This window comes from Nonomuraea bangladeshensis (assembly GCF_039529455.1).
Taxonomy (GTDB): domain Bacteria; phylum Actinomycetota; class Actinomycetes; order Streptosporangiales; family Streptosporangiaceae; genus Nonomuraea; species Nonomuraea bangladeshensis.
Map to the genome: position 1 here is coordinate 258,506 of NZ_BAAAMV010000001.1, position 13,573 is coordinate 272,078.

A 13,573-nucleotide genomic window follows, 5' to 3' on the forward strand; every position below is an offset into this window, starting at 1 on the left:
CGTCAACCCGTGAGTCGGGTCAGGCCGCTTTTACCTGGAGCTTTGCTGGGAGGAAAAGGTCACGGCGGAGCAACGAAGAAAAGATCTTCGCCACTGGGTCTGGTACCGGTATCAGAGCGCCTGTAAGGTCGGCCAACACCAAGGCGGGAGAAAGGAAGCCCATGCGCCCTCGCGCACTCTCGACGTTCGCGGCACTCCTCGGGACCACACTCGCGCTGGCCGCCTGCTCCGGCGGGCAGCCGGAGGCGGCACCCGCGGCAGACGCCGCCGCCACGCCGGAGTTCTCCGGCACCCTGAGCGTTCTCACGAAGTTCGCCGGCGACCCGACCGGCCCCTATTTCGAGAACCTCGCGGCCGAGTACAACAAGCGGCACCCGCAGGTGAAGATCGAGCTCATCCAGGAGACCGACCAGAGCGTCAAGGACAAGCTCAAGACGCTCACCGCCTCCGACGCGCTGCCGGACATCTACTTCACCTGGACCGGCAACTGGGCCGACAACTACATCCGAGGCGGCCGCGCGGCCGACCTCACCGGCGTGATCGGCCCGAGCACCGAGTGGGGCAAGACCTTCAGCCCCGGCTCGCTGGACGCCTTCGCCCGCGACGGCAAGTACTACGGCATCCCGCTGTACGGCAACGGCAAGTTCATGGGCTACAGCAAGGCCGCCTTCGCCAAGGCCGGCGTCGAGGTGCCCAAGACGTTCGAGGAGCTCATCGCCGCCTGCGGGCCGCTGCGCAAGGCCGGCTACGAGCCCGTCGCCTTCGGCAACAAGGACGGCTGGCCCGCGCTCCACTACCTCCAGCAGCTCTTCGCCTACAACGTGCCCCAGGCCACGCTGGAGGCCGACTTCGCGCCCGAGACCGCCAAGCTCGCCGACCCCGGCTACGTCACCGCGCTCAACCAGTTCAAGACGCTGGTCGAGGAGTGCACCGACACCAAGAGCGGCACCAACGGCGTGCTCTACACCTCCGCGCAGGAGGCGTTCGCGGGCGGCAAGGCCGCCATGTACTACCAGGAGATCCTGGAGTTCGACAACGCCACCTCGGGCAAGGTCAAGCCGGACGACTTCGGCATCTTCCAGCTCCCCGTCCCGGCGAACGCGGCCGGCGACCCCGGCGTGCTCGAAGGCTCGCCGGAGGGCTACCTCATCAACGCCAAGTCGCCCCGGGTGGCGCTCGCGGTCGACTTCATGAAGTTCGTGACCGAACTGGAGAACGCCAAGACGCTGTCGGCACCGCCGTACGGGCAGCCGAGCACGGTCGTCGGCGCGGTCACGCCCGAGACCTCCAGCAAGGCCGTCTACGAGGGCATCCAGCTCGTCAACAAGGCGCCCAAGCTGGCCATCTGGCTCGACACCGTCACCGTGCCCGAGGTCGCCGACGCCTGGCTGGCCGGCGGCGAGGCCATGGTCAGCGGCGGCATGACGGCCGACAAGGTGCTCGAAAGCGTGCGCCAGGCCTCCGAGTCCGCCAAGTAGGAGCCTCAGTTGCGCGCCAACCTGTTGCAAAGGACGCTCGGGCTCGCGTGGGTCGTCCCCGCCCTCGTGCTGGTCGGCGTTTTCGTCTACCTGCCGCTCGTGCAGAACCTCCAGTTCAGCACCCTCAAGTGGGACATCTACAGCGGAAGCCAGGAGTACGTCGGCCTGGACAACTACGTCCGGCTCGTCGACGACCCGGTCTTCTGGTCCTCGCTCGGCAACAACGTCCTGTACGCGGTGATCTCCATCGTGTTCCAGGTGTTCGGCGCGCTGCTGCTGGCGGCGCTCGTCGAGAGTGTGCGCAGCCAGCGCTGGCAGCGGGCGCTGCGGGCGATCTACTTCGTGCCGTCCGCGATCTCGATGACCGTCGCGGGCCTGCTGTTCTACTTCATCTACGAGCCGAACCTGGGCCCGCTCAACCACGCGCTCAAGGCCGTCGGCCTGCCCGAGCTGGCCCAGGCGTGGCTGGGCCAGGAGAGCACCGCGATGGCGGCGATCATCGCGATGAGCCAGTGGCAGGGCTTCGGCTACTCGACGCTGCTGTTCGCGGTCGCGATCCAGCGCATCCCGTCGCAGATCTACGGCGCCGCCGCCATCGACGGCGTCGGCCCCATCGGCCGCTTCGTGCACGTCACGCTGCCGCTGGTGCGCGAGATGACCGGGATCATGACCATCCTCACCGTCTCGGGCGCGTTCCAGGTGTTCAACGAGGTGATGGTGATGACGGCCGGCGGGCCCAACAACTCCACGCAGGTGCTGGGCACGTGGCTGTACCGCAGCGGCTTCGTCCGCAACAACTTCGGCTACGCCGCCGCGATCGCGACCGTGCTGTTCGTGATCACGCTCGGCATCGCGATCGCCCAGCTCAGGGCCTCGCGCAGGGGAAGGGTGGAGTGGTGACGCGGCTGAGCTTCCTCGGCGCGGTCGCCCGCGTGTTCGTGTGGGCGTTCCTGCTGGCCCTCGCGGTGGTGGTGCTCTACCCGCTGCTGTGGATGACGCTCAACGGGTTCAAGACGAACGCCGAGCTGTTCGGCGACCCGTTCGCACTGCCGCTGGACTGGAGCTTCGACAACTACGCCAAGGCGTGGAACCGGGGCGTCAGCGGCTATCTCAGCACCAGCGTGCTGGTCACGGTCACCTCGACCGTCGTGACCGTGCTCGTCAGCGCGTGGGCGGCGTACGGGCTGACCCGGGTCGACCTGCCGTTCGGGAAGGGGCTGACCGGGATCATCCTGGGCGGGCTCATGCTCGCGCCGACCGTGGCGCTGGTGCCGCTGGTCAAGATGTTCCAGGCGATGGGGCTGTACAACACCTTCTGGGCGCTGCTCATCCTCTACACCGCCTTCCGGGTGCCGTTCACGACGTTCCTCATCAGGGCGTACATGATCGACCTGCCGCGCGAGGTGGACGAGGCGGCGTCGATGGACGGCGCGGGCCGCTGGACCTGCTTCTGGCGGATCACGCTGCCCATGTGCAAGCCGATCCTCGTCTCCACGGTGCTGCTGCACATCCTGTTCACCTGGAACGAGTACCTGTTCGCGATGGTCTTCACCAGCGGGACCGGCGTGCAGACGCTGCCGGTCGGGCTGACCAGCCTGATGAGCAAGCACGGCACCGAGTACCCGGTGGTGTTCGCCGGGATGGTGATCGCGGCGCTGCCGGTCGTGCTGCTGTTCCTGTTCGGGCAGCGCTACATCGTCAAGGGTCTCGCCGACGGAGTCGGCAAATAAGCTCGCCGACGGAGTCGGCAAGTAGGGTCGGCAAGTAAGGGAGTCTGTCCTCATGGCACTGTCGCTCGCCCGGTTCACCGGCTCGAACTTCTCCTACCAGCATCTGCCCTTCGAGCGCTTCCTCGACGACGCCGCCGCGCTCGGCCGCGAGAGCCTGGAGCTGTGGGGCATCGCGCCGCAGCTCCACGTGCCGCGGATGAGCGACGCCGAGGCGCGGGCGGTGCGCCGCGCGGCCGAATCCCGCGGGATGGCCGTCCGCTGCCTGACGCCCGAGCAGGTGATGTACCCGGTCAACGTGGCCTCGCCGGAGGCGTGGCTGCGGCAGGAGAGCATCGCGATGTTCCGCCGCGCCGCCGAGCTGGCCGCCGAGCTCGGCGCGGAGCTGCTGCTGCTCACGCCGGGGCGCGGCTTCGAGGACGAGCCGGTGGCGGACGCCTGGCGGCGCTCGGCCGACGCGATCGGCGAGATCGCCGCCCACGCCGCGACGCTCGGCGTCACGTGCGTGCTGGAGGCGCTGCAACGGGTGGAGTCCAACCTGGTGAACGACGCCGCCGGGCTGGCCAGGATGATCGGCGAGGTCGGCGCGCCCAACCTGGGCGCGGTGCTCGACACCGTCGCCATGGCCGCCGCCGGCGACACCGTGGACGGCTACTTCGACGCGCTCGGCGACCGGGTCAGGCACGTGCACCTCATCGACGGGCGGCCCACCGGCCACCTGGCGTGGGGCGAGGGGGAGCTGCCGCTGGCGGACTACCTGGAGGCGCTGGACCGGCGCGGGTACGCGGGGCATCTGACGTTCGAGCTGTTCGGGCCGGGCACGTACGCCTTCGACCCCCGCCCGGCCGTGGAGCGGTGCCTCGCGGCCGTCCGCGCGCACCTGCCTGGCGAGGCCGCGTAACGGCGGTCAGGACGGGGGGCGCCACTCGACCAGCAGGACCGTCGCGTCGTCCTGGAGCCAGCCGCGCTGGTGGTCGAGGATCGCGTTGATCAGGCGGCGCAGGGTCTCGGGCGCGGACACGCCGTCGGCCTCGCGCTTGATGACGAAGTCGATGAACCGTTCCAGCCCGAACAGCTCCCCCTGCGGGTCCTGGGCCTCGATGACGCCGTCGGTGTAGAGGAGCAGCCGGTCGCCCGGTTCGAGGTGGTAGCGGCCGGGCTCGGTGGGCAGGCCCAGGTCGAGCCCCATCGGGGCGCCGAACGCGGCGTCGAGGGTGGCGACGAGCTGGCCCCTGCGCAGCACCACCGGCGGGGGATGCCCCCGGTTGGCCCACACCAGCCGGCCCGTCCGCGTGTCCAGGTCGGCGAGGATTCCGGTCGCGAAGCGGGTGGTGCCGAACTGCCGGGCGATGGCGTCGTCCACGGCCTCCCCCGCGGCCACCACGTCGGCGCCCTCGCGGCGGTGCTTGCGCCAGCAGCCGACCGCGATGGTGGCGGTCAGCCCGGCCGAGGTGTCGTGGCCCATCGCGTCGAAGATCGACAGCCGGAGCACGTCGCCGTTGAGCGCGAAGTCGAAGGCGTCGCCGCCCACCTCGTACGCGGGCTCCAGCGCCGCGGTGACCACCACCCGGTCGTTGGCGAAGGTCGCGCCGGGCATCAGGTTCCACAGCACCTCGGCGGACAGGGCCATCGGCCGGGTGCGGACGAGCTGGGCGTAGCCGTCGCTGAACGCGCGCTTGCTCTGCACCAGCAGGGTGACCAGGCCGGCCAGCCGGGTGAGGCGCGTCAGGACGTCCCCGTCGGCGTGCGGCACGATCACCCCGATCACGCCGAGGCGTTCGGTGCCGCTGTGCAGCGGCGCCCACAGCCGGCGCGGCCCCTCCCCGGTGAAGAGCTCGGCGGGCTCGCCCGCGGCGACGGCGGTGCGGGCCTGCATCGGCTCCATCGTGCGGAAGGCCAGGCCGGGGATGGTCGTGTCGATGGGGATGCGGTGGAGCGGGGCGCCGGTCTCGTCGCGCTGGCCCGGCAGCGGGAGCAGGAACTGCTGCTGGAGGTCGGCGACGTACAGCATGGGGTGGGCGAGCCCGGCGCGGCCGGCGTGCTCGGTGACGAGCTCGGGCAGGTCCTCCAGCGAGGCGGGCGGGCCGACGCGCAGCAGCGCGCCGAGCATCCCCTCACAGACCTCGTCGCCGGCCCGCATGACGCCCCACCCCCCGATCACCGGGTCCTACCCGGGCGGGGCGTCTCTCAGCCCTGACGTGCGCAGGTCACCTCCGCCGTCGAGCCGCGCACGATCAGCTCGGTGGCGAGCTCGACGTGATGGGAGTCGATGGGCTCGCCGGCCGCCAGGCGCAGCGCGGTGCGCAGCGCGACGCTGCCCATCTCGCGCAGCGGCTGGCGGACGGTGGTGAGCGGCGGCGAGGCCATCCGGGCGATCTGGGTGTCGTCGAAGCCCACGATGCTGAGGTCCTCGGGGACGCGCAGCCCGCGCGCGCGGGCCGCCTCCATGACGCCGAGCGCGGTCTCGTCGCAGCCGACGAAGATCGCCGTGGGGGGCTCGGGCAGGTCGAGCACGGTGGCGCCATACGTCAGCCCGTCCTGGTAGCGGAAGTGGCCGAAGTGCGTGTAGCAGGGCGGCAGCACGACGCCCTCGGCCTCCAGCGCCGCCCGGTAGCCGTGCAGCCGCGCCTGGTTGCAGGCCGCGGTGGCCGGGCCGCCGATGTAGGCGATGCGCCGGTGGCCGAGCCCGAGCAGGTGCTGGGTGGCGGCCAGCCCGCCGGCGAAGTTGGTCGAGCCGACGCTGGTCACGCGGGTGCGCGGCAGGTTGAGCGGGTCGATGACGACCAGCGGCACCCGCGCCCGCGCCAGCGCGGTGAGCTGCCCGCTGGTCAGCTCGCTGGTGACCGCGATGAGCGCCCGCCGCCCGGCGGCGGCCAGCTCGCGCGCCCAGGGGCCGGGGCGGGCCGCGTCCCGCCTGAGGCTGACCACGACCCCGACGCCCAGCTCGGCCCCCGCGTTGATCAGGCCCTGGATGAGCTCGGTCGAGTACGCGTTGATGTAGGAGTCGAACTGCACCTCGACCGTGTCCGTCCCGGCGCTCTCGCCCCGGCGCGGCGACGGCGACACGTAGTCGTGCTGGCGCAGCAGCGACTCGACCAGCGAGCGGGTCGCCGGGGCGACGTCGCTGCGCCCGTTGAGCACCTTGGACACGGTCGCCACCGACACCCCGGCCGAGGCCGCGACCGTGGCGAGGGTGGCGCGCCTAGGAGTGGCCGGCATCGATTCCCTCCTGAACGTCCACGGAGAAGGGCGTGTCGAGGCGGCGGTCGTGGCCGACGGCCCGTACGGGGCCGGTCAGCCGGACCACGCCGCGGCACGGCAGGTCGGCGGCGGACGTGCCGACGAGCACCTCGATGTCCCCTGGCTCCACGATGCGCCTCAGATCGCGCCCGGTGAAGGCGGTGCGGTCGGCGTGCACGCGGAAGGTGACGCGGGCCGCCGCCCCGGGCTCCAGCCGGACCCTGGCGAACCCGGCGAGCTGGCGTACCGGCCGGGTGACCTGGGCGAGGACGTCGTGCAGGTAGAGCTGGACGAGCTCGTCACCGGCCCGCCCGCCGGTGTTGCGCACCCGCACGCCCACCGTGAACTCGCCGTCCGTCGGCACCTCTGCGTCGCTGATCCGCAGGTCGTCGAGGGCGAAGGAGGTGTATGAGGCGCCGTGGCCGAAGGGGAACAGCGGGGTCGGGTCGAGGTTGCTGATGCCGTGGCTGTCGGCGCCGAGCGGCGGCTGCAAATAGGTGCCCGGCTGGCCGCCGTGCCCGCGCGGGATCTGCACCGGCAGCCGGCCCGACGGCTGGACCCGTCCGGACAGCACGCCGGCGATGGCCGCGCCGCCCTCCTCGCCGGGCATGAACGCCTGCACGAGCCCGGCGGCGGCGGCGTGCACCTCGCCCAGCGCGTACGGCCGCCCGGACACGACCACCACGACGACCGGCGTCCCCGTGGCGGCCAGCTCGGTGACCAGGTCCTCCTGCACGCCGGGCAGCCGCAGGTCGTCGGCGTCGCAGCCCTCCCCCGACGTGCCGTGCCCGAACAGCCCGGCGAGGTCGCCGACGGCCACCACGCACAGGTCGGCCTCGCGGGCGGCGGCGGCCGCGGCGGCGAAGCCGGAGCGGTCGCCGCCCTGCACGTCGCAGCCCCGCTCGTGGACGATCTCGGCGCCGGGCAGCTCGGCGCGCAGCGCGTCGAGCAGGCTCGGGGCCTCGACGCCGAGCCCGAGGCCGGGGTGGCGGGGCAGCACGTGGTTGGGGAAGGCGTAGCAGCCCATGAACGTGCGCGGCTCGTCGGCGCACGGCCCGACGACCGCCACCCGGCGCGGCGCGGCCCGGCCCTCGGCCGGCAGGGGCAGCGCGCTGCCCGCGTCGAGCAGCACGATCGAGCGCTCGGCCAGCTCGCGGGCCAGCTCCCGGTTGCCCGGCCCGTCCAGATCCACGGTGCCGGCCCCGGCCACGGACAGCTCCGGCGTCCAGCCGGCGTCGAGCAGCCCGAGCTGCGCCTTCTGGGTGAGCAGCCGGCGCGCGGCGCGGTCGATCAGCTCCTCGGGCAGCTCGCCGCCGCGCACCCGCTCGGCCAGCCGCTGGCTGAAACCGAGGGTGTCGGGCAGCTCGACGTCGATGCCGGCGGCCAGGGCGAGCGCGCCGGCCTCCTCGGCGTCCGCGGCCACCTGATGCATGGTGGCGAGGAACGGGACCGCCCAGTAGTCGGAGACGACGGTGCCGGTGAAGCCCCACTCGTCGCGCAGCAGCTCGGTGAGCAGCCAGGGGTCGGCCCCGGCGGGCACGCCGTCCACGTCGGAGTAGGAGTTCATGACCGAGCGGGCCCCGCCGAGCGCGATCGCGGTCTCGAACGGCGGCAGGATCATGTCCATCAGCTCGCGCCGGCCCATCGGCACCGGGCCGTGGTTGCGGGCCGCGCGGGAGGCCGAGTAGCCGGCGAAGTGCTTGAGCGTGGCGATGACGCCGGCGCTCTCCAGGCCGCGCACGTAGGCGGCGCCGAGCATGGAGACGAGGTAGGGGTCCTCGCCCATCGTCTCCTCGACCCGCCCCCACCGGTAGTCGCGCACCACGTCGAGAACCGGCGACAGGCCCTGGTGGACGCCGACCGCGGCCATGTCGCGGCCGATCGCCGCCGCCATCCGCTCGACGAGCTCCGGGTCGAACGTCGCGCCCCACGCGATGGCGGCCGGGTAGACGGTCGCGCCGTACGCGGTGAACCCGGTCAGGCATTCCTCGTGCACGATGGCCGGGATGCCGAGCCTCGAGGCCGCGATCACCTGGCGCTGCAACCTGATCACCTCGGCGGCGCCCTCCTGGGGCGTGACGGGCGCGCTGCCGTGCACCCGGGTCAGGTGGCCGAGGCCGTGCCGGATCGCCTCGGCGAACGGGACGGTGCCGGAGGCGGCGAACACGTCCTGCATGGGGGCCACGTTGAGTGCGGCGTCATCGCCGGTGTCGTCAACGCCGTCAACCTGGTCAACGCCGTCAACCTGGTCGACACCGGCCGCCTGCTCGGCCTGCATGTCGTTGCCGATCCACCGGCTGCCGAGCTGGCCGATCTTCTCCTCAAGGGTCAGCTCCGCGAGGAGCGCCTCCACCCGGTCCGCAAGGGGAAGGGCGGGGTCCTGCCACGGGCGGCCCGCGCCCACCTCGGGAGTTCGCTCCACGGCCGTCATCGGTGCTCCTTAAAGCCGAATATCAGCGTTAGTTTTTCGAAATGTTTCGACGCCGTCAGCGACCTCTGAGCGAGACCTCCTCGTCACCAGATGAGCAGCTAAGCGCCGCGTCAGCGTACTTTACTCGACCCCTGTTCGAATAGGGAGGCATCGCACAGCGGCGGTCTTGACAGGCACATTCCCGAAACCTAGATTGGCGTGCCACGCGGCATGTCGCAAATGTTTCGACAAGCTCACCTCGCATCCCTGGTTCAAAGGGACGCGCGCCCAACCCCCCCGGCGTTCGAGTACGGAGATCAGCGTGGAGACCAGGACAACTTCCCGCCGCACGTTCCTCAGCCTCTCCATGGGCGTTCCCCTGGGAGCCGCCCTGGCCGCCTGCGGCAGTTCCGGGCCCACCAAGCCCGGCACCGCCGCCAGCACCGGCGGCGGAGGGGGCGGCAAGAGCGCGACCTACTGGTACCTGTCCACGCAGCCGCAGGAGGGCGTGCGTACCAGGACCATGGAGCGCTTCAACAAGGCGAACCCCAACGGCACCATCGAGGGCACGACCTTCCAGAACGACGCTTTCAAGACGAAGATCAAGACCGCCATCGGCGCCGGCCAGGCCCCCACGCTGATCTGGGGCTGGGGCGGCGGCACGCTGCGCAGCTACGTGCAGGCCGGCCAGGTCGACGATCTCACGCCGTTCTTCGAGCAGAACCAGCAGCTGAAGGACCGGCTCTTCCCCTCCTCGTTCGGCGCGGCCACGATCGACGGCAAGATCTACGCGATGCCGTGCGAGACCATGCAGCCCATCGTCCTCTACTACGACAAGCGGGCCTTCGAGAAGATCGGCGCGCAGCCGCCCCAGACGTGGGGCGACATCATGGACCTGGTGCCGAAGTTCAACGCCAAGGGCATCGCGCCGTTCTCGCTGGGCGGCCAGTCGCGCTGGACGAACATGATGTGGCTGGAGTTCCTCTTCGACCGCATCGCCGGCCCCGAGGTCTTCCAGGCCGTCTTCGACGGCGAGAAGGACGCCTGGTCGCACCCCGCCGCCCTCGACGCCCTGACCAAGATGCAGGAGCTGATCAAGGCCAACGGCTTCATCAAGGGCTTCTCCTCGATCACCGCCGACTCCAACGCCGACCAGGCCCTCCTCTACACCGGCAAGGCCGCGATGATGCTGCACGGCGGCTGGACGTACGGCAGCATGAAGACCGACGGCGGCGACTTCGTCTCCGGCGGCAACCTCGGCTACATGAACTTCCCGCCGGTCGACGGCGGCAAGGGCGACCCCGGCAACACGGTCGGCAACCCCGGCCAGTACATGTCGATCTCCTCCAAGGCCACGCCGGAGCAGAAGGAGATCGCCAAGAAGTTCTTCGCCACCGAGCTGATGAGCGACGCCTCGGCCAAGGAGTGGGTGGGCACCGGCGCGGTGCCGATCGTCAAGGGCGCCGACTCGATGTTCACCTCCTCGCCGGACGCGGAGTTCCTCAAGTTCGTCTACGGCATCGCGGTCAACGCCAAGTCCTTCGCGCAGTCCTGGGACCAGGCGCTCAGCCCGACGGCGGCCGAGGTGCTGCTGGACAACATCGCCAAGCTGTTCCAGCTGTCGATCTCGCCGCAGCAGTTCACCTCGAACATGAACGCGGTCATCGGCAAGTGAGCGTCATCCCCCTCCCGTCCGGGCGGAACGTTCCCCCGGCCGCCTCGTCCGGCGGCCGGGGGGCCTCGGCGCTCCCCTGGCTCGCGGTCCCGGCCCTGGTGTTCTTCGTCGGCTTCGGCGTGATCCCGCTCATCGGGGTGCTCCTGCTCAGCTTCACCTCGTGGGACGGGCTCGGCGACATCAACGTCACGGGCTTCGACAGCTGGCGGGCGGTGCTGGCCGACCCCGGGCTGCCGCACGCGCTCTGGGTGACGTTCCTGGTGATGGCCCTGTCGTGGCTGGTGCAGACGCCCGCGAGCATCCTCATCGGCGTGTTCCTCGCCGGGCAGCAGCGCTACCGCGCGGTGCTCGCGGTGCTGTACTTCATCCCGCTGCTGCTCAGCTCGGCGGCCATCGCGATCACCTACAAGGCGCTGCTCGACCCCAACTTCGGGCTCGGCGCCGGGCTGCAGATCGACCTGCTGGTGCAGGACTGGCTCGGCGAGCCCGCCCTGGCGATGGGCGTGATCATCTTCGTGGTGTCGTGGCAGTTCATCCCGTTCCACTCGCTGATCTACCAGGGCGGCGTGCGCCAGATCCCCCGGTCGATGTACGAGGCGGCCGAGCTGGACGGCGCCGGCCGGGTGCGCAAGTTCTTCAGCATCACGCTGCCGCAGCTCAAGTACACGATCATCACGTCCTCGACGCTCATGGTCGTCGGCTCGCTGACGTTCTTCGACCTGATCTTCGTGCTGACCGCGGGCGGTCCCGGCGACGCCACCCGGGTCCTCGCCATCGACATGTACAAGCGCGGCTTCCAGGCCAACCTCATGGGCCCGGCCAGTGCGATCGCCTGCATCCTGGTTCTGGTGGGCCTGGTCCTGGCGCTCCTGCTGCGCCGGCTCGGCGGCCGGGACGCGAACGCCAGCCAGCTGGAAGGGGCCTGACATGGCGACGACGCTGACCAAGGAGCCGTCGCGGACCGCGGCCCAGCACGCCCGCCCGCCCCGGCGCCGCCTCGGGGAGCGGCCCAACTGGCTGGGCGGCGCGATCAGCTGGATCTGGCTGCTCGTCGTGATCGTGCCGATCTACTGGATCGTCGTCACGAGCTTCAAGTCGCAGAGCAACTACTACGCCGAGAACCCGTTCGCGCCGCCGTCCGAGCCCACCCTCGCCAACTACCAGATGGTCGTCGAGTCGGGCTTCATCCGCTACTTCGTCAACAGCCTGGTGGTGGCGATCGGGGCGGTGGCGCCGGCGGTCGCGGTTTCGTTCATGGCGGCGTACGCGATCGTGCGCGGCGGCGGCAGCCGTTTCCTGCGCTCCACGAACTCGCTGTTCCTCATGGGGCTGGCCATCCCGCTCCAGGCCACGGTCATCCCGATCTACCTGATCATCATCAGGCTGCACCTGTACGACACGCTGCTGGCGCTGATCCTGCCGTCGATCGCGTTCGCGATCCCGCTGTCGGTGCTGGTCCTGTCGAACTTCATCAGGGACGTGCCCAAGGAGCTGTTCGAGTCGATGCGGCTGGACGGCGCCAGCGAGTGGGGCACGCTGTGGCACCTGGCGCTCCCGCTGACCCGCCCTGCCGTGGTGACGGTGACCATCTACAACGCGCTCGCCATCTGGAACGGCTTCCTGCTGCCGCTGATCCTGACGCAGAGCCCGGAGCAGCGCACGCTGCCGCTGGCCTTGGCGAGCTTCCAGGGCCAGTACAGCATCAACGTGCCGGCGGTGCTCGCCGCGGTCGTGCTGACCACGCTGCCCATCCTCGTCCTGTACGTGCTGGGCCGCCGCCAGCTCCTCGCGGGCCTGACCGCGGGGTTCAGCAAGTAACTTGGGCGCGTGACCCACGACGAGATCACCCGATGGCTCGCCGGGCGGGCGGTCCCGCTCGACGAGCCGGCCCCGTTCCGGGCCGCGCTGGAGGGGGTGCGGCTGGTCGGGCTGGGCGAGGCCACGCACGGCAGCGCCGAGTTCTTCTCCCTGCGCCGGCGGCTGACCGAGCTGCTGGTGCGGGAGCTCGGCTTCACCACCCTCGCGGTCGAGGCCAGCGCGGCGGCGGCCCGGGCCGTGGACGACCACGTGCGCACCGGCCGCGGTGACGCCGGACAGGTGGTCGCCGGGCTGGGCTTCTGGACGCTCGACACCGCCGAGATGCTGGCCGTGGTCGAGTGGCTGCGTGAGCACAACCGCACCGCCGAGCGGCCCGTACGGTTCGTCGGCGTCGATCCGCAGCACCCGGACGCGGCGCTGCGGCTCCTGCGCGAGCACCTGGGAGAGGCGGCGGACGAGCTGCTCGGCCCCCTGGAGGTGCTGGCCCGGTCACGGTGGGGGCGGGACGAGCCACTGGGCCCCGAGGTCGAGACCGCGGCACGGCGGCTGGCTGATCATGTGATCGCGGAGGGCCCCGACGAGGTCCGCGAGGCAGCCCGCGTCGTCCGTCAGGCCGCCGAGCTGTCGTGCCGTCCCTTCACGCACACCGACCCCGAGCTGACCCTGGGCGCGGCCCGCGACCGCCACATGGCCGGGAACGCGAGCCTGCTGCTCGCCGAGCCCGGCGCGAAGGTCGTGCTGTGGGCGCACAACGGCCACATCGGCAAGGGCCGCATCGGCGGGGCCGCCACCATGGGACGCCACCTCGCCGACGCGCACGGCGCGGCCTACTACGCCCTGGGCGCCCTCTTCGGCTCCGGCGAGTTCCGCGCCGTCCCCAAGTCCCGGCTGCGCCGCCGGCCCCGCTTCCTCCGGTTCGGCGCTCCCCCGCCGGAGGACCGGCTGCCGACGCGGACGTTCCGGGTGCCGCCCGCGACGACGCCGCTCGCCGTGGAGACGCGGCTGGCCGCCGCCTGCCCCGCCGACCACGTCGTGGACCTGCGCGGCGGGGAGCGGCCGGCGGCCGTGGCGGAGTGGCTGGCGACCACCGCGCACTTCCGGTCGTTCGGCGCGGTCGCCGGCCGGCTGACCGCCTCGCTGGCGTTCAAGCCCGTGGTCCTTGGCGAGGAGTTCGACGGCCTGGCCTTCGTCCACACCGCCACCGCTTCCACCCCGCTGCCGTAGC

The 13,573-nt window shown here is 71.4% G+C and carries 11 protein-coding genes; 8 read left to right on the plus strand and 3 right to left on the minus strand.

Annotated features, from left to right (window positions below):
* Positions 1-161 precede the first annotated feature (161 nt).
* Genes ABD292_RS01090 through ABD292_RS01105 form a run of 4 tightly spaced genes read left to right on the plus strand, consistent with a single transcriptional unit; the run spans position 162 to position 4,106 of the window.
* Positions 162-1,478, plus strand: a complete 1,317-nt coding sequence (locus tag ABD292_RS01090; RefSeq protein ID WP_344204516.1) for an ABC transporter substrate-binding protein — start codon at positions 162-164, stop codon at positions 1,476-1,478.
* A gap of 9 nt (positions 1,479-1,487) precedes the next feature.
* Positions 1,488-2,378 (plus strand): carbohydrate ABC transporter permease, encoded by an 891-nt coding sequence (locus ABD292_RS01095; RefSeq protein WP_344204518.1) that lies wholly within the window; start codon positions 1,488-1,490, stop codon positions 2,376-2,378.
* Positions 2,375-3,208: a carbohydrate ABC transporter permease gene (locus ABD292_RS01100; protein WP_344204520.1), complete on the plus strand. Its 834-nt coding sequence runs from the start codon at positions 2,375-2,377 to the stop codon at positions 3,206-3,208. The genes ABD292_RS01095 and ABD292_RS01100 overlap by 4 nt, the downstream gene beginning before the upstream one ends.
* Before the next feature lie 52 nt (positions 3,209-3,260).
* The gene (locus ABD292_RS01105) at positions 3,261-4,106 is read left to right on the plus strand and encodes a sugar phosphate isomerase/epimerase family protein (protein ID WP_344204522.1); all 846 of its coding nucleotides are present in this window, start codon (positions 3,261-3,263) and stop codon (positions 4,104-4,106) included.
* Positions 4,107-4,112: 6 nt separating this feature from the next.
* On the opposite strand, the gene ABD292_RS01110 is transcribed toward ABD292_RS01105, so the two are convergent.
* Genes ABD292_RS01110 through ABD292_RS01120 form a run of 3 tightly spaced genes read right to left on the minus strand, consistent with a single transcriptional unit; the run spans position 4,113 to position 8,876 of the window.
* Positions 4,113-5,366 carry a PP2C family protein-serine/threonine phosphatase gene (locus ABD292_RS01110; RefSeq protein ID WP_344204524.1) on the minus strand — a complete coding sequence of 418 codons (1,254 nt, stop codon included), beginning with the start codon at positions 5,364-5,366 and terminating at the stop codon, positions 4,113-4,115.
* Between the two features lie 26 nt (positions 5,367-5,392).
* The gene (locus tag ABD292_RS01115) at positions 5,393-6,424 is read right to left on the minus strand and encodes a LacI family DNA-binding transcriptional regulator (RefSeq protein ID WP_344204525.1); all 1,032 of its coding nucleotides are present in this window, start codon (positions 6,422-6,424) and stop codon (positions 5,393-5,395) included.
* Positions 6,408-8,876 carry a glycoside hydrolase family 3 N-terminal domain-containing protein gene (locus tag ABD292_RS01120; protein ID WP_344204527.1) on the minus strand — a complete coding sequence of 823 codons (2,469 nt, stop codon included), beginning with the start codon at positions 8,874-8,876 and terminating at the stop codon, positions 6,408-6,410. Before ABD292_RS01120 ends, ABD292_RS01115 begins: the two co-directional genes overlap by 17 nt.
* Before the next feature lie 301 nt (positions 8,877-9,177).
* Between ABD292_RS01120 and ABD292_RS01125 the strand changes: the two genes are divergently transcribed.
* Genes ABD292_RS01125 through ABD292_RS01140 form a run of 4 tightly spaced genes read left to right on the plus strand, consistent with a single transcriptional unit; the run spans position 9,178 to position 13,572 of the window.
* Positions 9,178-10,530, plus strand: a complete 1,353-nt coding sequence (locus ABD292_RS01125) for an extracellular solute-binding protein (RefSeq protein WP_344204528.1) — start codon at positions 9,178-9,180, stop codon at positions 10,528-10,530.
* Positions 10,527-11,456, plus strand: a complete 930-nt coding sequence (locus ABD292_RS01130; RefSeq protein ID WP_344204529.1) for a carbohydrate ABC transporter permease — start codon at positions 10,527-10,529, stop codon at positions 11,454-11,456. The genes ABD292_RS01125 and ABD292_RS01130 overlap by 4 nt, the downstream gene beginning before the upstream one ends.
* 1 nt (position 11,457) lies before the next feature.
* Positions 11,458-12,348 carry a carbohydrate ABC transporter permease gene (locus ABD292_RS01135; protein WP_344204530.1) on the plus strand — a complete coding sequence of 297 codons (891 nt, stop codon included), beginning with the start codon at positions 11,458-11,460 and terminating at the stop codon, positions 12,346-12,348.
* A gap of 9 nt (positions 12,349-12,357) precedes the next feature.
* The gene (locus tag ABD292_RS01140; RefSeq protein ID WP_344204531.1) at positions 12,358-13,572 is read left to right on the plus strand and encodes an erythromycin esterase family protein; all 1,215 of its coding nucleotides are present in this window, start codon (positions 12,358-12,360) and stop codon (positions 13,570-13,572) included.
* The last annotated feature ends 1 nt before the right edge of the window (position 13,573 follow it).

Coding starts and splice junctions, on each gene's coding strand:
- ABD292_RS01115 (WP_344204525.1), bottom strand. CDS start 6,424: ATGCCGGCCACTCCTAGGCGCGCCACCCTCGCCACGGTCGCGGCCTCG.
- ABD292_RS01135 (WP_344204530.1), top strand. CDS start 11,458: ATGGCGACGACGCTGACCAAGGAGCCGTCGCGGACCGCGGCCCAGCAC.
- ABD292_RS01090 (WP_344204516.1), top strand. CDS start 162: ATGCGCCCTCGCGCACTCTCGACGTTCGCGGCACTCCTCGGGACCACA.
- ABD292_RS01105 (WP_344204522.1), top strand. CDS start 3,261: ATGGCACTGTCGCTCGCCCGGTTCACCGGCTCGAACTTCTCCTACCAG.
- ABD292_RS01120 (WP_344204527.1), bottom strand. CDS start 8,876: ATGACGGCCGTGGAGCGAACTCCCGAGGTGGGCGCGGGCCGCCCGTGG.